Origin of the sequence: Nocardiopsis metallicus (assembly GCF_014201115.1) — a bacterium.
Lineage (GTDB): Bacteria > Actinomycetota > Actinomycetes > Streptosporangiales > Streptosporangiaceae > Nocardiopsis > Nocardiopsis metallicus.
On record NZ_JACHDO010000001.1, the window covers coordinates 2,833,592 to 2,855,095 of the forward strand.

Genomic DNA, 21,504 nt, shown 5'->3' on the forward strand with positions numbered 1-21,504 from the left:
GGTCTGGGCCCGGTCGGTGAAAGAGTACGGGCGTACTGGACGGCCTTGATCTGTTGCGGATCGGTGATACGACCGTTGACCTCGTCGGTCTCATCGCGGACTTCGCCGAGTTGGTACCGCCCTGGCAGATGGTCGGCCACAAGCGCGAAATCGTTGGCGGGATTCAGGCCCTTCTTGGCGATGGATCAGTCGTCGGCAACGGCGTTGACCGGTGAATGCGCCCACTGGACTCGCTTGAGACCGTGGGGATCCGGCCCGGCCGGTACGTCGTTCGGGCTCTGACCGGGCTCCAGGACAGGGGTCCAGTCAGCACCGGTCTTCTGCCAGGTGTGCTCGCCAGAGGCGTAGAGGCCGTCGGGCAGCTCAGACAGGGCCGTGGGCCGACCGGGTGCCTCGGTGAGGACGATGCGCGAGGCGATCTCCATCAGGCGCTCGTACTCGTCGGTGATGTTCTCGGCGAGCTTGAGAGCAGCGGGCAGGCCGGGCAGCTCGTAGCGGTCGGCGAAGAGGGACTCCCTATCTTTGCTGATAGCCAACCAGGTGCCGGAGCTGCCCAGCGCGGTCATGATGTTGACACCATTGATGCTTCCTTCGCCGTCGCAAAAGAACTCGAACTCGAGGGCACCCGTCCGGCCCTGGGCGCGGTCCTGGTGAGCGCGCAGGCGCTCGGCGACGGCGTGCACCTCCAAAAGATCGTCGCCGGTGAAGGCCTCAAACTCGTGGAGCATGTCTTGGGCGCTCGTCGCCGACTCATACGGGTCGTTGGTGGGGTCGAGCAGGATTGTCAGCAGGGTCAGCTGATCGGCCCCGAGCCCGAGCTCGAAGCTGATGCGGTGGACGAGTTCGGAATCGGCGTCAGCCATGTCGTGTCTCCTGTTCGGCCCTGGTGGGGTGGTGGAGGTGGCCCCCGGCCACCCTCCCCGGGCGAGACGGTGGCCGGGAATCAGCGATCTTGCGTGGGCTGGGTGTAAGGCGGGGTGTTGGCACCCTTCGCCTGGCTGGGCCAGTGGGTGAGAGGTGCGTTGGTGTTGTCGTCCCAGCACTCGCACTGGCTGGTGATGGGGTCGATGTCGATGTGACAGCGGCCGCACCAGGGCAGGTCCTGAATCGAGGTGTCCATCCACCGGTTTTCGAGGCTGGTCCTCATCCGGTGCGCGATCAGGGAAAACATCAGGTCACGGGGGGTGGTGAACGTGCTCACATCGGCTCTTTCTTGTGCAGATTGTGCATTTATTCACGGCGCAGGTCCGCCCCGGGAGCCCTGGGTTACTCCGCGTCGGGCTCGGCGAGCTCTTGCAGGCGACCCGTGGTGGGGTGCACGGTGCGGCCCTCGTCGGGGTAGATGACGTAGTGCAGCGCGTAGCGACGCTGCTCTGAAAGCGCGCGGGCAGCGAGGAGCTGGCTCCAGTAGCGCTCACGGTCCTGGCGGGCGCGCTCGTACTTCGCCTCCAACTCCACGTTGTTGGTCGTTGCGCGTACGGCCACGAGGCGCAGGCAGTCGGCGCAGTCGACGGAGTCGAGGCTGTCTGAGCTGATGGACCCGATGGTGGGGCTGACATTGCACTCGAACCGTTGTCCGGTTTCGCTGCGCTTGTGCGTGGTGTCCACGGTGCCTTCTGGTGTTGGTTTGGGATGGGGCGCGCCCCCTTGGGAGTCGGGAGTTTGCCCGAGGGATCAGTCGGCACGCCGGGCGGCGGCGAAGTCGGTGTACACCGAGGAGGCGCTCACTTCCTGAGTAGCGCCGGTGGCGGGGTAGGAGATCCAGCAGATCAGTGTGCGGTCTCCGCGCTCCTCAACGACGTGGGCCTTGCGGGGGGTTGCGCCGGGGAAGTCGCCCGGCAGGTAGCGAACTTCGGGGGTGTCGACGTACTCCGAGCACATGGGATCGACCTTTCGTCAGGGAGGGGATCGGTGTCGGGGCGCGATGGTGGACGCGCCCCGACATCAGGGGGGTGGGTGCTTAGAGGCGACCGTGAATGCGGTCGTACAGGTCGGACAGGCGCCCGAGGTCGCGGGCGTCGTCGGCGCCGATGATGGCGCAGGCCTCGGTGAGGGTTTGGGATCGATCCATCGCCCTGGTCAACCCCGGCCCCCAGCGGGTGCAGTCGGTGTTGGGCCAGACCTCGCCTCGCTCGGCGAGGATCTCCACGACAGTGCCCCACTCCTTGAGGGCCAGGTTGGTCAGGTCGGTGCGCTCGGTCTTGTTACTCACAGGGATCTCCGTTCGGCTGATGGACTCTTAGGACTGGGGGCGTGACGAAGTCGGCGTTGTGGAGGATGTCGAGCTGTTCGAGGCGGACTCCGCATAGAACGCGGGGGTAGTCCTGGGGAGGCGAACCCCGCCGTGAAGCCCCACCAGGGGGAGGGGCAGCGGAAGTGGATGTGACGACTGGTGCTCACAGGTGGGCGCATGGGCCGGTCCTGGTCGTCGCACACCTATTCAGGCGAGGAGTGCGCGTGCCCAAGGCCTTCGGTGGCCAGTGAATTGCCCGGGGCGTGGATGTTGTAGTGACCGGTGAGTTTCGGGCTCAGCGTGCGGATCGGGCGGTCGTCGCGGCGGAACCGGTGGACGTGGTTGTCGCTGAGGTCCGCCTGCGAATTGACCTCGCTGTGCTCGTAGTAGGCGTGGTCGGGGGTGGTGTGGACGATCTCCCATTCCTCGTGGCCGCTGTCACCCCAGGGGTCGCCGAGGATGAGCACGTCGCCCAGGCCCATCAGGCGCCGAGGGATGTCGAGGGGGCGCTGCTTCGGCGCGGGGGGCTCGGGCATCTGCGGACCGAATCCGGCCTCGATGAACTCGTAGACGCAGCTGCACACCACGGCTTCGGTGTCGCACATGGGATCCTCCTTCGCTCGGTTTCGCGGGCGGCATTTCTGCTTTCTTCGCTTTTGCAGTGTTCTTTCTGTCGTGTGGTCGGTGTTCTAGGCGCAGAACCGGCAGCGCGGGTTGGACTCCACCGCGCACATGCCGCAGGGGCCGACCAGCTTCCAGCGCTGGTCGGCGTCCCAAGCCTGCCCCAGGGGCAGTAGACCGAGTTCGACCTCGGCCGTGTCCTGGAGGACGTCGACCAGCTCATCGGTGGGCTCGCCCGTGGCAGGGTCGATCAAGCGCGTGCTCACGCACAGCTCGGCCAGAGGCGCCTGAGGGTCATACCTGTCCATCGAGCACGCCGACATCAGCGTGAGCTGCTCACCGCTGTCCTCGATCACGTCCTCGACGTGGGTCCGCTTGCCGTAGGTGGCGATCACGCCTCGGGCTCCCACCGCCATGTACAGATGATTGTGGGCACCCAGGACATAAGTCCGTGCGATCAACTCGGCCACCAGGGCGCGGTCCACCTGCGGGCTGGCCACCACACCCTGGGCTTCCAGGGTGATGGTGGGAAACGAGGTCGAAAGAATCGCCGCGCTCTCGGCGGGCCAGCACAGCTCCTCCAGTACCTGAACCAGGGCTCGCAACGGGGTGATGGCGGAGGTCGGGTGAGCAGTGATGTCCTCGTGCGCGGTGGTGTTGGTCCACACGTGTGCGATGCGGTCGGCGGCCGCGCCCACGCGCAGCACGCGCGAGGCGGCGATCTGGCTGTCCAAGAGGTAGACGGTGTAGTCAGGCACGGTGTCCTCCTTCGTGACCTGCAGGCGCAGGCAAGCGCGGCGGTGGGGGATCGGCGATCGTGGTGATTCCCGCTCGAGTTGTGGGGGCCTGCTGGGTCGATCAGGACGAGATCCAGCCGATGACCTCGTCGGGAGTGGCGTCGTAGCCCGCCTCGACCACCTGGGCGAGCCCGTCGTCGGGATGCTCGAGGTAGTGGATTGCGGCGTTGACCAGGAGGTTGAGCGCGTCGATCGTGCCTTCCTCGGGCAGGCTCGCGGCATCGGAGATGTCCTCGACAGCTCGGTTGAGGGCTGCGGAGATCTGGTGGTGGGTGTACGCAGTGGACTCGGGCATGTCAGTCTTCCTTGTTGGCGAGAGGCGAGCTCGGGGAGGCGTCGAAGCGGTCCCGCAACTCGTGGGTCTGGCCATCGACGACGGCGACGCTGGCAGTGATCATCACGGGGCGTCGGGGTCACCGATGTGCTCAAGGGTGTGCCTCAGCGCTTCGGGGTCCTCGAACTCAAGGCGGAGAGTGTTGGTCCCCGAGTCGTCGTCCTGCGGGTCGAGCTCTTCGCGCAGCACGTCGACGAGATCGGGGTTGACGGTCGGACGCAGGACGACGACTCGGGTGTCCTCGATGGGTAGCGGCAGGACGGCGACGAGGTCGTGGGGGCGCTCGTCGTCGTTGATCATGGTCGTCGAGGAGATGACGTACGTTCCGCCATCGGTGACGTAGGCCTTGGTGGCGTAGTCGAGCTCGCCGGTGATTCGCTCCCTTGCAGAGTGGACGATGTGGGCGAAGTTATGAGCTCTGCTCGTCCTGATGAACTGCGAGTTGTCTCCGTCGGTCATGAGTACTTCCTTCTTCGCTGGCGCAGCCGCCACCGATAGAGAGGTGACGGCATGCGGTTCGACTTGCGGGCGTTGTGCCGCTGGCAGAGAGCGGCTCCGTTCGCGATCGCGGTTGCTCCTCCCCTGCTCCACGGGACGATGTGATCGGCTTGGAGCCCGGTCGTCGCCCGGCAGCGCAACCACAGGGGGTGTTTGTGCTCGCAGCGCCAGCGGGCTCGGGTGAGGAGAATCTTCTTCTGTTCCCAGGTGAACAGGCGATGGGGGTCGCGCCACCTGCGGCGCTGACCGATCGCGCGGGCGATGACGGCGAGCGGGACGAAAACGAGGATGATCGCCGCGATGACGATGAGCGAGTCGGGACTCGGTGCCACGGGCGGCTCCTGGGATCGAGGTGGGCGGTCGGTGACGTGGTCGACGACTCTCTGCGGCAAGGTCGGACCTGCGGTGGGCCCCAGGCGCTGCTTCGACTTGACCTCCAGCAGGCCCCGAACGGACCGCGCGGGATTAGCCGGGGCGGTGATGGGCAAAGGTCCGTCAGAGGGGCCAGGTCTGAGATGCCCCGTCCGACAAGGAGGTCTCCTCGCGGACGGGGCCAGCGGGCCCATTAGGCCCAGTAGTCGTTCGCGTCCAGCTCCATCTGACGCCGAACTGATCGCCCGTGCATCTCAGCCGTCTCAACGACTTCGGGCTTGGAACCACCGAGCGAGTGCCAGCGGATCTTCGCTCCGGGTACTTCCTCGGGCACGGATTCGGTGATGGCCACCGCGATCAGCGTCTTCAGTTCCTCGGTCTGCCAACGGTCAGTAGGAGCCTCGACGGTGAACACCACGCGGATGCGTTTGGGCCTCACGTGTTCTTCCTGCCCATCTGCCACAGGTGGTAGTTCTCCAAGGCCATGTCCCGTTCACGATGCGAGCCGTAGGCGCCGAGGATGACGTCCCCCTCGACGCGCTGGTCGTTGTTGATCTTGACCATGGTGTGCCTTCTCCTCGTGGGGTGGCCCCGGCCACGCGCGCGACGTGACCGGGGTCGGTCGGGGTCAGAGTTGGGCATGGACCTCGCGCACCCGGTTCAGGCACGCGAGCGCGAGGGCAGCAGTGTCGGTGTCCACATGCACGGCCAGCTCGCCGTCGTAGATGAGGGAAGCGGCCAGGGTCGGGATCCTGGCCAGGGGGACGGTGATCTCGATGTCACCGTCGTCGCCGGTGAGGCCGAGGGTCACCCGGTCAGTTGCATGGTCGATGAGGACCTTGGACACCGCTGTGGCCTTCATGAGTCGATCCTCTTGGGCTCGCCGGGACCGGCTGTGAGGAACGCCCCGTGGAAGTCCCGCAGCTCCTTCTTCGCGTTCGCGTAGAAGTCCTCCCCCTGGTCGGGGAAGGAGCGGCGGATCAGGATCATTGCCCGGTGGACCAAGCGGTCGAGGTCGCGCTTGACCACCAGCCGCTTGCACGCGACGCACGCGGACCAGGCACCGTCGTCCCGTTCCACGATTGAGCTGTCCTCGAACAGGTGCAGGGTCTCGAACATCTGGGCCGTGACGAAGACCCACTGGGGGTTGAGGCCGGAGCAGAAGTCGCACCGGCGTACCGCCTCGGACAGGTCGGCCGGGGCGGGGACGGCCTCGTGGTCGGCGTCGCTGCCGTGACGCCACTCCCAGGAGGTTTCACCCCACTGCTTCCATTCGATCGTGGTGATGCGCTCACCGCAGGTCGCGCACACGGTGACCAGACCGGACGTGGGGTGCTCGCTCACTGGCCTCCCTCCTTCGGCTCAGGAAGCTGGTCCTTCTCCGCGTGGTAGCGGTCCCAGGTGAAGAGACCCCTGTGGTGGGACAGCAACGGCTTGCCCTCGGGGGGCAGGTCGAACGGGCCCTCCCCGGTGAGCCTCCAGTGCTCGGCCGCGATCTCGTCGGTCGCGGCGTCGCGCTCGGCCCGGTCGGTGAACACCTGGCAGGTGATGTCGCCTTCGGTGTAGGTAGCCACCGCGTAGACGCCGTTCTGCTTGTCGTTGAGGTGGACGACGATGACCAGCGGCCACTTGCCGAGGTCCCACATGCCGAGCCCCCAGGCGGGGACGGGCTTCCAACCGAAGCGCAGGTTCTCCATCCACTCGTGTCCGTCACCGAAGACGGTCGGCGGCAGTACAGGGGCGTGCAGGTGTGCAGGGGTCAGCTCAGACACGGCGCTCCTCCAGCTCCACACCGGGGACGACCTCGTGAGCGGGGGCGGGGGTCCACTCCAGGTCGCGCCTCACCATCAACCGCGGGGCCGTGCCGGTGCTGACATCGCCGACCTGGAGGGCGGGGTCGGCGGTCCTGGGGATAAGCAGGCGCTCCAGATCGGTGAGGCAGAAGCACTCCCACAGCGCCGCAGCGTCGGGAGCCGGACGCCAGTATCCGTAGGCCATCCACTTCTGCGTGTCGCGGTCCTGCCAGACCTCGGCCACCCACCAGTCGGCGAGGAACGCCGAGTAGTGCAGGTGGATGACCGTCTCGGCCTGGGCCAGCTCCTCCTGATCGAACTTGCCGGGGATGTCGGCGAGGTTCGCCGGGAGGAAGTCATACCCCCGCTCCTCGTGCTGCGTCTGGACCGAAGTGGTTTCGCACAGCGGGTTGTTCTCGTACATTGGGACTGCTGCCTTCCTGACTCGTCGGGTGGGACAAGCGCGCCCAGGCCGGGCACGGGTCTCTACTTCGCTCCCGGCCTGGGCGGTCGACACTGACGCCGCTGGTCCTGTTGAAGGATGGGACCAGCGGCGTCAGTGCGTTCCGTGGTCGCCCCTTCGGGCGACGGGTAGTGGTAGTCCAAGGCGTGCAGGACCGCGTCCTCCACGGAGTCGTGGAAGCCGATCTCACCGGCGATGCCGTGCGCACCGATCACCCGGTACCGCGCAACTGCCGGTGGACCTGGGAGTAGCGGCCGTCCAGGATCGCCGCGAGGACGATGAGCGCGTCGGGACTCGGTGCCATGAGCAGCTCCTGGGATCGAGGAGGCGGTCGCCGAGGCACAGTCAGTCCTGCGCGCGCTCGGCATCGCGGGTCGGGGGCTGCTCGACTGACTCGACCGGGGGAGGCTGCCACAGCCCGAGCCTGTCGAGGATTCGTCGGAGGAGGGTGGTCCTGGTGGCTCCTGAGTGAGCGGGGACGGACCAGGGCCGGGCCAGGGCCCGTTCCTCGCGCTCGGAACGCACAGCGGCCCAGTAGGCGAGAATCTCTCGGTGGTCAAGGGCCCGCTCGGAGGCGGCCATCTCTCGGTCGATCGCCTGATCGAGGCGAGCACGGGCGCTCTCGTCGCCGTGCTCCCGGACGAGCTCGGTGAGCTCGTGGACCGTGACGCGCAGCTCCTCGCGGGCCTGGGGCACCGCCATGGTCCGCTCGCGGGCATCAAGGGCGTCAGCGACCATCGAGGCGTCGGGCACTCCATGGTCGAGGACGCTTACGTCGATCACCGGCTGAGCCGGGCGATTCTGCACCCGGTCCTTACGGACGAGCACGTAGGTGTCATTGACACCGCGGCGCTCGACGTGCTCGTTCCACAGGCGCGCCGTGAGGTCGAGCGCGTAGCAGGCGAACAGGAAGTGAGGGTCGTACTCGCGCAGGTCCCACTCCCAGGTGTCGGAGCCGACCTCGTCCTCATGCTCGGCGAGCCACATGCGGGCTTCCGGTTCGCTGTCGGCGTGCCGCCTGGCGTCGTCGAGGATCTCCTCTCGTCGCTCGGCTGGCGTCAGACGCGGGACCTCGACGTCGGCGAGCTCCCTGTAGTCGTGCTCCTCGACCAGGGCGTCGAAAGTCTCGTCGTCGATCCCGTCGACGCTCCAGAGGGCGGACAGGGCGGAGCGGGCCGCCTCGTGGCGCTCCTGCCGCAGCGTCGAGCCTTCAACCTTGGTCATTCGACGCCCGCCGAGGGCGGCACAGCTCTCCTCGGCGGCCCAGTGCGCGTCGAAGAGTTGTGCCCGCGCGTCCTCGTCGAGGCCGCGCAGCTCGTGGATGCGCGTCAGCAACGCGATCTGGCGGTCGCGGAACTCGCCAGCCTCGCTGCCGATCTCGTCGTGCCCCTCAAGGTGCTCGCGCACCTGCTGCAGGAACGAGTCGGGGTCGTACGTCTTGACGTCGACGAGACCGTGACCTTGGATCTTCTCCGCCCAGTAGCCCACGCTGATCGATGGCGCGCCGTCGGTGTAGTGACCCTCGCTCTTGGCTGCGTGCGAGAAGAACTCCAGCATGTCGGGCTCACGGGCGAAGACGTGGCCGTTGGCGATGTCGCCGGAGGTGGCCAGGTGCCCCGGCCAGGTCGTGACGTCTCAGGACCACATCCGGGTTCCGGGGCCCTGGACGCGTAGGTGGCGATACAGCCCGTCGTCATGGAGAACGTGGAGCTCGTGGTGCTCGGTGTTCCTGCGAAAGTCAGCATAGGCCCGGGCGTAGGGGTTAACGGGGCGCGGCATGAAGCACCTGCTCTTTCAGTGGAGGGTCCGGCAACCGGAGTCATGGGACTGCTTCCAGTCCACGCCGCAGTGCGGGCAGTGGTCGTAACCGACGCCGTAGGGCGTGGCATCGACACCGGTGCCGCGGCAGTCCGGGCAGGTCTCGCCGTCGGGCGACGAACCTCCGGTCCAACCGCGCTCGGACCGGCCCGTGCCCTTGCAGTTGAGGCAGTTCGGACGGTCATCGACGATCTCGTAGGGGCCGGTGGTGAGCAGGCTCAGGCCTCGGCCGGAGTCCCAGTCGACGTGGATCTGGCCAGCGTCGGCATGGACGGAGAGAACCGTGCCGACAGTGCCGACCGGCAGCGATCTCGTGTCCTCAGTCACGATGCCGATGAGGCGGACGCGATCGCCGGGCCGCACAAGTTTCGGAGACACGGGTCCTCCTCGTTGTGAGTGGCGTGAGCAGGCAGGGACTGGGCGAGTTGAGTGACTGCGCACTAGAAGTCGATCGCATGCTTCGGCGGCCGCTGGAGCAACACCGACGCACCCGCGAGGTCGGGCCCCTTGTCGCCCTCTCCCGCCTCGGCACGCTCCTGGTCGGTGCGCTTGTCGATGAGCTCGAAGGCACCGGCGGGCAGTGCGTAGCCGTCCGGGGTGGGAAGGGCGTCACGCATCCGCAAGCGCAGTTCGAGGTCCAAGCGCCAGCTCTCGATCGACTGCAGCGCGTCGCGGTCAAAGAGGTCGAGCTCTCCGACGATCTCGTCGGTGTCGCCGTCGGGCCAGGAGATGACCACGTGGACGGGATCCTGGCCCCGGCGGCTGGTGCGCTTGATGTTGAGGTCGCCGATGATCGCGGCGAAGTCCTCCCCCAGTCTCAGCTCGAAGGCGATGGCGCGCAGGTGGTCGAAGTTGAGGTCGACCTTGCGCGAGAACTCGACGACCGCAGAGACCTCCGCCTCGGCGATCCCGGGCACCTGGTCGCGCAGGTATTCGGCGACGGTCTCGGGCCCTGGGTAGGCGAAGCGCATGTGGTAGTGGAACCGGCCCGGGCGGTTGAGTAGGTAGTCGCTCGTGCGGTGGAGCGAGTTGACCGAGAGGACGTAGAGGCGCTTCGTCGTCGAGAGGCCGTCGAAGAGCGAGAGGAACTGATTCTGCGCGGCCTCGTCGTCATCGACCGGCGCGAAGACCTTCTCGAACTCGTCGAAGACGACGAGGCACTCGCCGAGCTCGTCGAGGAAGGAGGCGAGGCCGGGCGTCGAGTGCTGGACCAGGACCGTCGGCAGCTTGTGCTCCTCGCGCATCTTCTCGGCGAGCATGCGGATCATCAGCGACTTCCCCATGCCCTTGTCGCCGGAGAGAATGACGCCGAGCGAGCGGCCCATCGCGGCGTAACCGGCGGCGATGCGGTTCACGCGCGCGGCGTGGCCGCCGTAGACGGCCTCGTCGCCCGGGGACAGAGGCTCGGTCTTGTGGAGGCTGTAGCCGGTCATTTCCGAGAATCGGATCGTGTAGGTCGAGACGGGGAGCCGGTCGAAGGTTTGGACCGAGTCGCCGTACAGGCGCAGAGCGCCTCCGGAGGAGACGATCGTGGTGGCGGGCATACGTACTCGCTTTCGCAGGAGGTATGGGTGTTCGGAGGGCGTACGCTCAGCGCACCGGCATGAGGTGGCCGGTGGGCGGGTAGACGCCGTCGGGCTCGTCGAGGATGATGGCCGGGACGTCGCCCGGGGAGCCGAAGAGTTGCTTGGCGCGCTCGACGAGGGACTGCTGGCACCCCGCCGGGGACAGGAAGTGCTCGACGACGTGGCCGTCGCCTTAATCGGTGATGACCTAGTTCAGGCTCGCCGGGAGCCCGGTGCGTACCGGATGGTGCGTGGTGGACATGTAGATGCTGCTGGTGGCGAGCGCGACGGTCATCACCGCGGCGACGATGCCGACCGCAGCCGCGCCAGCCAGCCAGGTGAGGCCGGTGCGGTTCATGCGTCGCGCCCTTCGAGGTCGAACAAGTCGTGGGCGTCCCGGGTGTGACCTTCGAGGCCGCAGTGGTCGCAGTGGTCGCAGTGCACGGGGCACTCCTTGTGCTCGGTACGGTGGGTGCGGGCCCCGGGTGTCTGCCGCATCCGGGGCCCGCTCGGGTCAAGACTTGTAGCCCGCACGGCGGGCCTTGCTGGGGTTGTGGCCAGTCCAGACGGCAACGCGCCAGGAAGTGTTGGCGTAGTCGTCTCCAGACCCGGCAGCCTTCAGCACCTCGCGTGTTGCCTCCTCGGCGTTCATTGGCCTGAGCGCATAGAGCAGGTAGGCCTTGTCGATGGTCGCGACGGACAGGGACAGCAGGTGCAGGTAAGGGCTGTCACCAGGGCCGTGAAGCTCGCGACGGCGCTCCGCACACCCAAGCAGTCACAGGGCCTCAGCGGTGTACCATCCGGCAACCTGCCGGGCGGTCGTGGTTTTGTGGTCGGGGGTGGGATGCAGGGTGGCGAAGCTGGTCATCGGGGCTCGCTCTTGGTGCACTTCTTGCAGACTTTGGTGGCGTCACGGGCGGGCAGGTACAAGTCGACGGTGGCTCCGCAACGGGTACCGAGCCCGACGGCGCCCTCGAGGATGTGCGGGGTTGTTCCGGGTCGGAGGATCCCGTACCTGGTGGTGGCCCCATCCTCCCGGTCTTTTCTGAGAGCGTCGAGCTCGGAGGCTTCGCGGGGGGTGGCGTCGTAGGTGATGCCCATCAGCTCCTCCGGTGGTGTGCCAGGCTGGTGGTGCGGGACGCCCTCAACCAATCTGAGGGCGTCCCCCGTGTTGGGTCAGCCGCCTTCGGTGATGACCTGTCGTGCGAGGACGATCAGCTCGTCGGCGGCGGATCACACCGACTGCGGCACGGGCACGCCCGCGGTCTCCTCGTCGTCGACGAGGTCAGGGTCGATGCCCAGTGCCAGGGCGCGAGCGTGCTTCTCGCGCTCGGCGGCCTGAGCTTCCCGTTCCACGAGCAGGTTGCCGATGGCCTCGTGAGTCGACACGATCACGGGCTTGTCCGTGGTGCCGTAGGACAGGACGTACTCGGTCTTCTTCGCCCGGGTGAAGGCGACGTAGTAGAGCCTGCGCACGTCCTGGGCCATCGTCTTGTCGTCCTTGTGCAGGATCACGGCGTTGTCGAATTCGAGTCCCTTGACGCCGTGGATCGTCGAGACGACCAGGTCGACCTTCTCGCCCAGGTTCTTCTCCTTGCGCGCCCGGTTGCGGGCGTCCGTCAGCGACTTCTTGACCGCGTTCTGGGCGATCTCGAAGGCCAGGAGGTTGTCGCGCAGGCGGGTGAAGAACTCGGTGGACGGCATGGAGCCCTGGTGGACCAGGTTGACCCAGGCGTTAGTGGTGGCGCCGTTCTCCAGCCACCACTTGGAGACGAGCTCGAGCACGGCGCGCTCGACCTTCGGGTTGCCGACGTTCTTCGTCAGCTTCTCCATGTTGTCCCGGATGCCCTGGGTGACGACGAACGTGGCGTTGTTCGGCGGCACCTGCAGGACGTCGTTCCAGAAGAACTTGATGTACTTGGAGAAGATGTCGGTGGCGAAGACGCGCTCGGACACCAGTGAGGCGACGTGCCTGTCCGGGTACCTAGACTCGAGCAGCGCCTGCATGAGCGCGACCTCACGGCGGGAGAACGCCAGGAAGACGACTTGCTCGCCGCGGGCCAGACAGGGATCGACGTACTGCGGCAGCACCCGGTTGGCCAGGAGCGGGCTGAGCTCGTTGGAGAGAAACCCGCGCATCTGGGGCAGGTGCACGTAGTCGAGCCTGACCTTCTCCTCGAACGAGGCTTTGGTCGGTGCCTCCAGCGAGTTCGCCCGCAGCTGGATCTGTGCGAGCTGGTTGGTCTCCAGCTCGCTGAGGACGACGTTGGCGAAGTCCAGGATCTCCTGGTTGCTCCGGTAGTTCGTCGTCAGCTCGTAGGTGGCGAACACACCCGAGCCTTCGAGCGTGTTCAGAGCCCGGGGGTTGGCCGAGCGGAACTCGAACAGGGTCTGGCTCGCGTCGCCGACGATGTACAGCGACTGGAGGTGCTTGGCCACGTACTTGAGCATGTAGATGAACTCGAAGACCGAGTTGTCCTGGACCTCGTCGATGATGAGGTGGCGGCAGGCCACGTGGGTGGGCTCGACCATCTCGTCGATGCGCTGGTAGCAAATGATGATCTCCAGCTCCAGCGAGGTCTGCCCGATGGCGTCGAGCATGGCCATGACCCGGTCGTAGTGGCGCTCGACGAAGGTGTTGAGCGACGTCGCTGCCCCGATCTTGTTCTTGTCCACGTCGAGCAGGCGCGCGCGGAAGTCTGCGGCGACCTGGTCGGTGGGGAAGAAGATCTCGAGCGAGTTGATGATGGTATCGATGCTCGAGATGTCGTGGCCGGAGTGGTTGAGCTGGTAGATGTCGTTGATCATCGCCGCGATGGTCATCGACCCCACATCGGGGTTGCGCTCCTTGATGTTGTCGGCGGCGGCGTTGGTGAACGACAGGACCGTGATGTCGACCGGGTTCACACCGCAGGCGACGAGATGGGCGATGCGCTCGATGATCGTCGAGGACTTGCCGGTGCCCGCGCCGGCACGCACCATCACCAGCGGTTCGGTGGTCGAAACGCAGGCGACCTGCTGCGGCGACAGGTACTCCGGCAGGGCCGGAGGCGGGTCGGGCGGGACCAGGCGCGCCAGCTGCGGCTTGATCGTGTCGAGTCCGGCCAAGGTGTGGTTCATCAGCAAGTTGAGGTTCTGCTTGGCCAGAACCTGGGCGACGTCGGAGTCGAAGGCCGCAGTCAGCGCCCGGTGGATGCGACCGTAGGCCTCCAGCGGCACGCTGTAGTTCTCGAGGTAGCGCAGCTGGATGGCCAGCGCGTTGAGCACCTCCTTGTCCGGGAAGGTGACGTCGGCGATGTAGGCGTCGACTTCGGCGGCGATGGCCTCCGAGGACCAGGTCTCGGCCAGGCGCACGATCCGGTCGTGGATCGGGTACTCGTTCATCCACGCGTCAAGGGCGTTGAGGTTCGTCGCGGCGATGCCCAGGCGGCCCAGCGCCAGGGAGATCGCGCCAGCGGCCGTCTCCATCGGGCTGGCGTCCCAATCGAGGATCACCGCGGCGTCGGTGACGGCGAGGTTGGTGTCCTCGGTCAGGCGCACGACGCGCTCGGGCTCGATCATGCCGACGCGCATGAGCACGAGCTCGGTGCGGTATTGGATGGTGAGCTCGTGCTTGATCGGCTTGGAGGACTTGTCCTCGCGCAGCACCAGCGCCTGGGGGGTCATGTCGAACACGGCCTCCCAGTCGTCGGAGTCGGTCTCGACGACGAAGCGCTCGTCCACGTCAGGCGTCGGCAGCGTCGCGGTGGGCAGGGTTTCGAGCGCGCGGCGAGTGATGCCGGCCAGCGGCACGGTCACGACAGTGATGTCGTGCTGAGTAGTCGTGGTCTTGAGCTCGATCCGGGCCGGGGTCTCGATGCTAGTCGTGTCGAGGGGGCGCAGCCCCTGGTGGAGGCGGCCGGTCTTCTTGCCCGAGCCGTTGAGCTTGGAGCTGAAGAACTTCGCGTCGACCTTCTTGGTCTTCGTCAGGTCGAGGTCGTCAAGCAGCAGAGGCATGGGGGTCGTCCTTAGGTGAACGCGGCGGGTGGGTCAGCGAGGGTTGACCAAAGGGAAAGATGATTGCACTCATCATTTTGATGGGGCCATAAATGCACAAAGAAAGGCATTAGATAAATCATCAGAGAAGAGTGAGTGGCGAGAAAGAGCACGTCAGAGGCAGAGCCCAGGCCGCCAGGTAGCCTGGGCTCTGCTCCTCTCAACCCACCCGCAGGGGCCGTAAGGCCCCTGTCCGTCCCGTGCACACCCGAGTGCATGGGGATCATGTGGATCCGCCTTACCCTCCGCAGGACGGATCGGCGGCGTCAGTCGCGGCGGTCGACGAGGGCGAACGGCTCGGGGATCGCCTTGGCGATGCGACCCGAGGCCTCGGTACGCAGCAGGCCGAGCATGCGGCCCAGCTCGTGGCAGTCATCGCAGTGGGCGCCGGAGTACACACTCCGGCGCCCGACCTCGGCGATCTGCTTGACCCTGTCCTCGGACTTGACGGTGGAGATAGTCGTGATCACTCGTGTTGGTCGATCGTGCGGGCGATCGCCGCGCTGGTCTGGGTCTTCGCAGCCTGAGCTGCCATGAGCCGGTCCTCGATCCAGGTCCGGACCGCCTTGCCGGCGGGCCGGGCTCCCTGGGAATCGACGTAGGCGGTCTCGGCCAGGGCCCGCAGCTCATCGTCGGGCATCGCAGCAGGCAGGGCCTGGGCGAGCCTTGGCTTGGCGTCGACGATCCGTGCCACTTGGCTCTCGTAGTCGGCGGCCATGATCTGCCGGAACGCGACCTTGTCGATCTGGTTGAAGCCCACGATCAGCGAGAACCGCCCCAGCAGTTCGGGCTCGAAGTGCTTGGCGAGCTCTGTGTTCAGGTTCTGCTGCGAGATGACCCTTGGGCCTGAGATGAAGCCGATCGAGCTGCTGCTGAGAGCTTCGCGGGCCGCATTGGTCGTGACGATGACGACGGCCTTGGAGAAGTCGAGCAGCTTCCCGTGCGCATTGCGGATGTAACCCTCGTCGAAAGCTGAGAGGAACAGCCGCTGCACAGCCATGTCGGCCTTCTCGAACTCGTCGAGCAGGACGACGCGGTGTGGGTTGGACTCGAGCGTGTCGAAGGGTAGCTCCTGATTGGAGTCGGACCCGATGTAACCCGGAGGCGCTCCGATAATCTTCGCGGTCGAGGACGGGGTGTGGTACTCCGTCATGTTGAGCACGATCGGCTCCTGGCCGGTCATCTGTTCGGCGAGGATCTTCGCGGTCTCGGTCTTGCCCGAGCCCGAAGTGCCAGCGAACAGGAACGTGAGCGGGGTCTTCGTCGGGAACAGCTCGAGCTCCTCGCGCGCGATGCGGTCGGCGACCTTCTCCAAGACCTCGTCCTGGCCCTGGAGCCGATCGAGCAGCGTCGCGCGCAGCGTCGCGGCGTCGAAGTCTGGGCGTTGGGCGTTGCCTGTCATCAGTGACTTGGCGACGTCGAGGACGCGCGTGGCCGTCAGAGGCACCTGGGGAATCGCCCGCAGGGTCGCCACCAAGGCCCGGTTGCCAGCGGCTTCGGCCTGGGTGATGAGCTTCTTCTGCTCCAACACGCGGTCGGCCATCGAACGGTCGAGCAGCGTGATGGCGCTGTCGGGCCGGTGGGCGCTGGCCTTCGAGTTCGCCTCGGCGATCTTGACCGTCTCGGCCAGCACGTCGTCAGAGACTGCGATCTGGTGGCGGTAGTGCGCCATCAGGCCGGGCCGGACGGTACCTAGGACCGCGAGCGTCTGCTCGACGGTCAACTCGTCGACGATGAGCTGGGTGAAGCGGCGGGCGAAGGCCGGATCCTCGTCGAAGGCCCGCGACTCGTTCGAGGTGGTCGCGCCGATGACGCTCATCTGCCCGCGGGCCAGCGCCGGTTTGAGGATCTGGCTGATCTTGCGGTTGGTCGGCTCGCTGTGCGAGCTCGATCCGCCGGTGATCTGGTGGATCTCGTCGATGAACAGGAGGGCCTTGTTCTTCGGGTCCGAGGCGAAGTCGACGACGGCCTGGACCCTCTCCTCCAGCTGACCGACGATGCCGGAGCCGGCGACGATGTTGGTCACCGGCAGCTCGTAGATGGTGCAGTCCTTGAGCAGGTCCGGGATGAGCGAGTCGCCGAGGGCGATGCGGCGGGCGATATCCTCGACGATTTTGGTCTTGCCGACGCCAGCTAAGCCCTTGAGCAGGACGTTGGGCTTGTTCTTGCTGATGAGGGTGGCCAGCGTCTGCTCGATGAGTGTGTCGCGGAAGAGCGTCGGGTCGGCGTTCTTGAACTTTTCGTTGTAGTCGACGAGCAGCTCCTCGGCGGTGTCCTCGCTCTGGCCGCCCGGGGCAAAAGGGCCGCCCATGCCGACGCCGATGCCGCTGGTCGGTGGGCCGCTGCTGTTCGCGTCGTCGTTGCCCTGGGTGAAGTTGGACAGTCCCATGGCGGGGCCTCCTTCGGTGGGTGCCGGGTCGAGGTGGCGCTGAGGGGCGCGAGCGATCCAGGCGGTGGGTGCGGACGGATGAGAAATGGGGTGGCCGATCCCGCAGCGCTGCCTGCCGGATCAGGATGCGCTGCGGGCCGCAGCCGTGCGCTGGGCCAGTCAGAGCACCATGCCCAGCAGCTTCTGGCGGATCGACGGGTCGATGTGGTGCATGCCGTCGGCGAAATCCGTGGCGGACTGGACCATGAGGGTCCAGTCCTTGGCCGAGCACGGTGCGTAGTACAGGTTCGCCGGGTGGTCGACGCGGGCCGACGGGGGCGGCCACTCGAAGTCGGTGATCATCAGGCTCAACCGACGCTCGCGCGTCGTCGAGGCTTTGATGTAGTCCCAGACCTGCTTGAACTCGGTGCCGCCGGTGACCTTGGGCACCCGGCGGAACTCCTTCCAGATCTGGCGCAGCGACTTGTTCTCCACCCTGAGCAGCGTCTCCTGCGAGAGGATGTCGCTGAACGAGTTGAAGTACAGGTTGACGTTGAGCTTCTTGGCGATGCGGATGAGCATCATCACCGCCTCCTGGTAGTTCTCCTCGGAGATCGACCCAGAGGTGTCGATGTAGACGTGCAGGTCGGGCATGTACTGCACCGAGCTGATCCGGCCGGGCTTGTTGAAGTCGTCCGGGTCGCGGCGGTTGGCCTTGAGGAACGTCGTCTTCATGGTGCGGTAGACGTTCTGCGACTTGTTGACCTTGCCCATGCGGCGCAGCACGCGGGTGATGTCCTTGAACAGGTCCAGCCTCGTGGGTGGGGCCTTGCGGAACTTCACCTGCGCGGAGCGCGAGCCGGGCTGGCCCGGGTGCTGGTTCGCTCCCATCGCCGCGGCCTTGGCGGCGGCCCGCGGCAGCGAGGTCAGCTTGGACAGCGCGGAGTTCGAGACGACCCTCACCGGCGAGGCCAGCGACTGGTTGATGAGGTTCCACTCCCCCGTGACCTTGGACGCGGAGGCGCGGGCGTGCGCCTCGACGTTGACCAGGACCACGGACTTCGGGCAGAACAGCTCGCCGACCGTGAACGGCAGGACTCCGACGTCGGGAGTCTGGCCGCGCTGCTGGCCGACGTAGGTCATCAGCATGTGCATCAGCAAGCGCGGGAAGGACAGCTCGTCGTTGCCGTCAGAGTCGTCCTTGCGCAGCTGCAGGGACTCGGTGAGCCCTTGGAGCGAGAGCTTGGCGAAGTCGCCGACCAGCTTCAGGGTTCTCGCCGGCACCGGCGAGCTCACGCCGCCCAGGGCTTGGGCCTGAGTGGACAGCCAGACCTTGAAGCCGTCGAAGGCAGCGGCGGACTGGAACCAGAACCCGAGCGTTTCCGGGTGGAAGGCGTAGGCCAGCGAGGCGAAGAACTCGCTCTCGTCGGCCGAGCCAGCGAGCAGTCCCTTGGCCGCAGGGATCACGTCGGACTGGGCGGTGTAGATCACACGGGGCCCGGGTGCTGGCATCTTGTTCCGCTGCCCCGCCTGGACGGCGAAGAGCTCGCCGACGGGCAGGGGCGTGGCCTGATCGTAGTTGACCATCGTCTGGCCCAGCAGCTCCTTGGCGACCTTCTCGGCGCTGGTGTTGACGCTGTCGCCGAAGCAAGACAGGAGGATGTCCGGGACGCCGTCGGTCAGGTCCGTGCCGGACCCGTCGACGATCGAGGCGGGCGCGTGCGGGCTTAGCGGCTTGAGCAGCGGGTCCACCAGCGCCTCCTGGAGGGCGGGCATCGGGTCGTAGTCGCCGGTGCACGTGATCGTGTGGACTGCGTCGAGCACGGCCGGCTTCTGGTTGGTGACGGTAATCGTCATCGTGGTGGTCTCCTTCTGAGGTCAAGGGCTGCGGCGATGCGCGGCTGGTTCTGCGGGCCGCCGGCGAGGGCGGGGAGCGGCTGAAGCCGCTCCCCGCTCCGCAGTGCAGCCTCGATCAGAGGAATGCCGACAGGACGGGCTTGGTCGCGTTGGCGAGCGGCGCGTCGATGTCCAGGAAGGCCTCCAGATTCTGGCGGTCGACCTGATCGCTGGTCACCATCTCGATGAGGGTGCGGGTGTGCTCCGGCTCGATCCGGGTGGCGGTCTGCGCCAGCTGCTCGATCAGGCGGGCATTGTCCGAGTTCTCCTTGAGGGCGTACAGCAACGCGCCAGAGATCTCTTTCTCGGTGAGCTCTGCGATCTTCTTGGCCAGATCCGTGACCGTGCCCGCGGCCTTGAGCTCCGCGTAGCAGTTCGGCTTCGGGACGTTGACCCTGTTGGCGGCGGCCGGACCCGAGTTCGAGGCGAGGTCCTCGGCGATGGTGGCCACCACCTGGGTGGTGAACATGGTGTCGCCGGTGTAGGCCTCGATGATCTCGTTGAGCTCGGAGGTCTCGCGCCCGCCGATCTGGACTGGGGTCGCCAGATGGCTGGCCAGGTCCTGGCGGTCGGCTGCGTTCAGCCACTTCGACAGGTAGTCGATCGTGCGAGGCGTAGTGAGCTGGTTCATCTCCTCGCCGCCATCGAACAGCTCGGCCATGGTGACGTTGCCGTCGTCGTCTTCGTCCTGACCATCGGCGACGATCGCGTTCGGCGTGGACTTCTGGAAAACCAGCGCCGGGTACTGCGTGAGCACCTTCTTCACCCACGGGTTCAGATTCGAAACGACAGACATCAGGGTCGAGGCGTCGGGCTCCACGTGGAAGATGGCGAACCGGGACAGACTCGCCTCGTCCAACGTGGTGACGGTGCCCTTGTCGTTGCCAGCGACGACGATGCGCACGTTCTTCGGGAGCTCGACATGGCCCATGCGGCGCAAAGTCACCAGGGTGAGCGCGCCAGAGGTCACGTCCGAGGTCGTGCGGTTGATCTCGTCGAGGAAGAGGATCGGCCATTCGCGAGGGTTGGCCTGGGCGTAGTCGATCGCCTCCTGGATGACCTGGTGGGGGTAGAAAACCTGCTTGTAGCTGTCGGTACCGTCGTCCTTGACGTAGGGCACGAGGCGCGCGCCGGTGAGGTCGGCCTTGTCAGCGAGCTGGTTGCAGGGCAGGACGAAGGCTTTGGTGTTCATGCTGTAGGCGAGGTCCTCGACGAAAGAGCTCTTGCCGATGCCGGGCTCACCCATCAGTGCAGGCGTCGCGCCGACCTCGAGGGATTGCCGGACGAGCTTGGCCAGGGTGTCGTTGAACTTCACAGTGCATTCCTTTGATCATGGGGAGAGGGGCTTCTTGGACCATCGGGACGGGCGTCGCGGGCAAAGGGCCGGAGGCAGAGCACGGGCGTTCTCGGAGTACCGTTCGCAGATCACGTCAGCGGGCTGGCGGAGGCCATGGAGCCGCTCATGACGGGTTCGTCTCTGTGGTCGAGAACGAAGACCTTTACCGTGAGGCGGTGCGGTCCTGCCCCAGCACCGCCTCCATCCCCGGATCGCGTTTCGCGATCCAACCCCTGCTCTGCGCAAAGCCGAGCCAGCAGCGTTCAGACATCTCCGACGGAGCGCTCCTGCGCCCGCGTCTGCCGATCGGCGACCAGCGAGGCGGCGCGGTCGAGCAAATAGGGTCGCCCGTTACGCGTCTCTGTGTGCTTCGCTCGCTTGGGCAGCACCTCCACGGCAGCGGTGTAGAGGAGCCAGGTCTGGTCTCTGGCCGAGTAGCTCCTCTGCCTCATACCGGCATGGAGGTTCATCGCCTGGACCTGCTCGGCGTAGAGCGTGCCGAGGACGGAGAACTCCCAGCGGGAGCGGTCGTGGTCGAAGTCGGACAGGTCCTTGCGCCGGTCCTCGGAGCCGGCGATCGCCGCGGCGACGATGTCGTGCGCGCCGGGGATGTCGGGCATTTCCTCGTCGGTGACGATCTCACCGGCGGACCCGGCAGCGCTGGCGCGGGCGTTCTCGGCCAGGGCGGCGTAGAGGTCCTCGAGCGAGGCGAAACGGGCTGGCGGCCCGTCACCCGCGCGCCCTGTCTCCACGGGCCTGCGGGTGAAGGTGATCCAGTGGTCGAGGAGGATCTCGAACCATCCGTTCCTCTGGCGCAGGACGCGCTTGTGGGCGGCGTGCGGGAAGTCGTGGAGGTTCTTCGGCCGCGGCATGACCAAGTGGTAGCCGCGCCCCGACATCGATGTTTCGGCCCAGAGGACGCCGGGCAGACGTAGCAGGTCGGCCGCGAGGTCGGAAGGGCAGTCGGGCTCGACGTCGACGACGACGACACCGTCGCTGTGCGACTGTAGGTAGTAGGCGTGGTTGGCCGCCTTGGGCAGGGCGGCGACGAGTTCGCCGAGGCTCATCAGGCAGGTTGAGTCGAGGGCGAAGGCCCCGCGCAGAGGGCCGTCGTGCCGGCACTCGGGACGGCAGCCCTCGAGGAGATGGCGGACGTCGATCGGTGCCTTGTGCCCGGAGGCGGGGTCGTCGCCGAGCTGCCCGGACACCGTCCAGCGCCGAACGGGGGCCAAGGTCTGGATGGTTGGGTTGGCGTAGAACTCCGGGAAGAGCGCGAGCGGATCGACGGTCACATCAACTGCCTTCGTGTGTCGGTGGGTCAGGGGAAAAAAGACGAGACCCCGCGCTGGTGTGCAAAACGGGGCCTCGTCGATCG

29 protein-coding genes are annotated in these 21,504 nt (G+C 66.6%); all 29 read right to left on the reverse strand.

Translation table 11 applies throughout. From position 1 onward, the window contains the following. Nucleotides 1-185: 185 nt before the first annotated feature. Complete coding sequence (locus HNR07_RS12105) at nt 186-863, reverse strand: hypothetical protein (RefSeq protein ID WP_184365053.1); 678 nt, start codon at nt 861-863, stop codon at nt 186-188. A gap of 80 nt (nt 864-943) precedes the next feature. Beyond that, complete coding sequence (locus tag HNR07_RS12110) at nt 944-1,201, reverse strand: hypothetical protein (RefSeq protein ID WP_184365054.1); 258 nt, start codon at nt 1,199-1,201, stop codon at nt 944-946. Between the two features lie 65 nt (nt 1,202-1,266). Continuing rightward, entirely contained in the window at nt 1,267-1,608 is a 342-nt protein-coding gene (locus HNR07_RS12115) for a hypothetical protein (protein ID WP_184365055.1), read from the reverse strand. A 66-nt stretch (nt 1,609-1,674) separates the two neighbouring features. After that, a complete protein-coding gene (locus tag HNR07_RS12120; protein WP_184365056.1) occupies nt 1,675-1,881 on the reverse strand; it encodes a hypothetical protein in 207 nt (68 codons plus the stop codon). Between the two features lie 79 nt (nt 1,882-1,960). Beyond that, nucleotides 1,961-2,212: a hypothetical protein gene (locus HNR07_RS12125; RefSeq protein WP_184365057.1), complete on the reverse strand. Its 252-nt coding sequence runs from the start codon at nt 2,210-2,212 to the stop codon at nt 1,961-1,963. A gap of 224 nt (nt 2,213-2,436) precedes the next feature. Continuing rightward, the gene (locus HNR07_RS12130; protein ID WP_184365058.1) at nt 2,437-2,838 is read right to left on the reverse strand and encodes a hypothetical protein; all 402 of its coding nucleotides are present in this window, start codon (nt 2,836-2,838) and stop codon (nt 2,437-2,439) included. 84 nt (nt 2,839-2,922) lie between these two features. Then, entirely contained in the window at nt 2,923-3,612 is a 690-nt protein-coding gene (locus HNR07_RS12135; RefSeq protein WP_184365059.1) for a hypothetical protein, read from the reverse strand. Nucleotides 3,613-3,712: 100 nt separating this feature from the next. Continuing rightward, entirely contained in the window at nt 3,713-3,946 is a 234-nt protein-coding gene (locus HNR07_RS12140; RefSeq protein WP_184365060.1) for a hypothetical protein, read from the reverse strand. A 102-nt stretch (nt 3,947-4,048) separates the two neighbouring features. Next, complete coding sequence (locus HNR07_RS12145; protein ID WP_184365061.1) at nt 4,049-4,444, reverse strand: hypothetical protein; 396 nt, start codon at nt 4,442-4,444, stop codon at nt 4,049-4,051. Next, nucleotides 4,441-4,815 (reverse strand): HNH endonuclease, encoded by a 375-nt coding sequence (locus HNR07_RS35900; RefSeq protein ID WP_184365062.1) that lies wholly within the window; start codon nt 4,813-4,815, stop codon nt 4,441-4,443. Before HNR07_RS35900 ends, HNR07_RS12145 begins: the two co-directional genes overlap by 4 nt. Nucleotides 4,816-5,048: 233 nt before the next feature. Next, the gene (locus HNR07_RS12155) at nt 5,049-5,294 is read right to left on the reverse strand and encodes a hypothetical protein (protein ID WP_184365063.1); all 246 of its coding nucleotides are present in this window, start codon (nt 5,292-5,294) and stop codon (nt 5,049-5,051) included. Continuing rightward, nucleotides 5,291-5,419, reverse strand: a complete 129-nt coding sequence (locus tag HNR07_RS35565) for a hypothetical protein (RefSeq protein ID WP_281386551.1) — start codon at nt 5,417-5,419, stop codon at nt 5,291-5,293. Before HNR07_RS35565 ends, HNR07_RS12155 begins: the two co-directional genes overlap by 4 nt. A 64-nt stretch (nt 5,420-5,483) precedes the next feature. Beyond that, the gene (locus HNR07_RS12160; RefSeq protein WP_184365064.1) at nt 5,484-5,717 is read right to left on the reverse strand and encodes a hypothetical protein; all 234 of its coding nucleotides are present in this window, start codon (nt 5,715-5,717) and stop codon (nt 5,484-5,486) included. After that, nucleotides 5,714-6,199 carry a hypothetical protein gene (locus HNR07_RS12165; protein ID WP_184365065.1) on the reverse strand — a complete coding sequence of 162 codons (486 nt, stop codon included), beginning with the start codon at nt 6,197-6,199 and terminating at the stop codon, nt 5,714-5,716. The genes HNR07_RS12160 and HNR07_RS12165 overlap by 4 nt, the downstream gene beginning before the upstream one ends. After that, the gene (locus HNR07_RS12170; protein WP_184365066.1) at nt 6,196-6,627 is read right to left on the reverse strand and encodes a hypothetical protein; all 432 of its coding nucleotides are present in this window, start codon (nt 6,625-6,627) and stop codon (nt 6,196-6,198) included. The genes HNR07_RS12165 and HNR07_RS12170 overlap by 4 nt, the downstream gene beginning before the upstream one ends. Next, nucleotides 6,620-7,072: a hypothetical protein gene (locus HNR07_RS12175; protein WP_184365067.1), complete on the reverse strand. Its 453-nt coding sequence runs from the start codon at nt 7,070-7,072 to the stop codon at nt 6,620-6,622. Before HNR07_RS12175 ends, HNR07_RS12170 begins: the two co-directional genes overlap by 8 nt. Nucleotides 7,073-7,134: 62 nt before the next feature. Continuing rightward, complete coding sequence (locus HNR07_RS12180; protein WP_184365068.1) at nt 7,135-7,326, reverse strand: hypothetical protein; 192 nt, start codon at nt 7,324-7,326, stop codon at nt 7,135-7,137. A 130-nt stretch (nt 7,327-7,456) separates the two neighbouring features. Further along, nucleotides 7,457-8,668 carry a hypothetical protein gene (locus tag HNR07_RS12185; RefSeq protein ID WP_184365069.1) on the reverse strand — a complete coding sequence of 404 codons (1,212 nt, stop codon included), beginning with the start codon at nt 8,666-8,668 and terminating at the stop codon, nt 7,457-7,459. 237 nt (nt 8,669-8,905) lie between these two features. Beyond that, nucleotides 8,906-9,307 carry a DUF4314 domain-containing protein gene (locus HNR07_RS12190; RefSeq protein ID WP_184365070.1) on the reverse strand — a complete coding sequence of 134 codons (402 nt, stop codon included), beginning with the start codon at nt 9,305-9,307 and terminating at the stop codon, nt 8,906-8,908. A gap of 62 nt (nt 9,308-9,369) precedes the next feature. Further along, entirely contained in the window at nt 9,370-10,473 is a 1,104-nt protein-coding gene (locus tag HNR07_RS12195) for an AAA family ATPase (RefSeq protein WP_184365071.1), read from the reverse strand. A gap of 229 nt (nt 10,474-10,702) precedes the next feature. Next, nucleotides 10,703-10,852, reverse strand: coding sequence for a hypothetical protein (locus HNR07_RS12200; RefSeq protein ID WP_184365072.1), 150 nt, complete (start codon nt 10,850-10,852; stop codon nt 10,703-10,705). Then, a complete protein-coding gene (locus HNR07_RS12205; RefSeq protein WP_184365073.1) occupies nt 10,849-10,992 on the reverse strand; it encodes a hypothetical protein in 144 nt (47 codons plus the stop codon). Before HNR07_RS12205 ends, HNR07_RS12200 begins: the two co-directional genes overlap by 4 nt. Nucleotides 10,993-11,358: 366 nt before the next feature. Next, entirely contained in the window at nt 11,359-11,595 is a 237-nt protein-coding gene (locus HNR07_RS12210) for a hypothetical protein (protein WP_184365074.1), read from the reverse strand. Nucleotides 11,596-11,727: 132 nt separating this feature from the next. Next, nucleotides 11,728-14,490: a UvrD-helicase domain-containing protein gene (locus HNR07_RS12215; RefSeq protein ID WP_184365075.1), complete on the reverse strand. Its 2,763-nt coding sequence runs from the start codon at nt 14,488-14,490 to the stop codon at nt 11,728-11,730. Nucleotides 14,491-14,795: 305 nt separating this feature from the next. Further along, on the reverse strand, nt 14,796-14,999 hold the full coding sequence (locus tag HNR07_RS12220; protein WP_184365076.1) for a hypothetical protein: 204 nt from the start codon (nt 14,997-14,999) through the stop codon (nt 14,796-14,798). Continuing rightward, nucleotides 14,996-16,918, reverse strand: coding sequence for an AAA family ATPase (locus tag HNR07_RS12225; protein ID WP_184365077.1), 1,923 nt, complete (start codon nt 16,916-16,918; stop codon nt 14,996-14,998). Before HNR07_RS12225 ends, HNR07_RS12220 begins: the two co-directional genes overlap by 4 nt. Nucleotides 16,919-17,077: 159 nt before the next feature. Beyond that, on the reverse strand, nt 17,078-18,754 hold the full coding sequence (locus HNR07_RS12230) for a hypothetical protein (RefSeq protein ID WP_184365078.1): 1,677 nt from the start codon (nt 18,752-18,754) through the stop codon (nt 17,078-17,080). Nucleotides 18,755-18,869: 115 nt separating this feature from the next. Beyond that, complete coding sequence (locus HNR07_RS12235) at nt 18,870-20,108, reverse strand: AAA family ATPase (RefSeq protein WP_184365079.1); 1,239 nt, start codon at nt 20,106-20,108, stop codon at nt 18,870-18,872. A gap of 284 nt (nt 20,109-20,392) precedes the next feature. Beyond that, a complete protein-coding gene (locus tag HNR07_RS12240) occupies nt 20,393-21,421 on the reverse strand; it encodes a hypothetical protein (protein WP_184365080.1) in 1,029 nt (342 codons plus the stop codon). Nucleotides 21,422-21,504 lie beyond the last annotated feature (83 nt).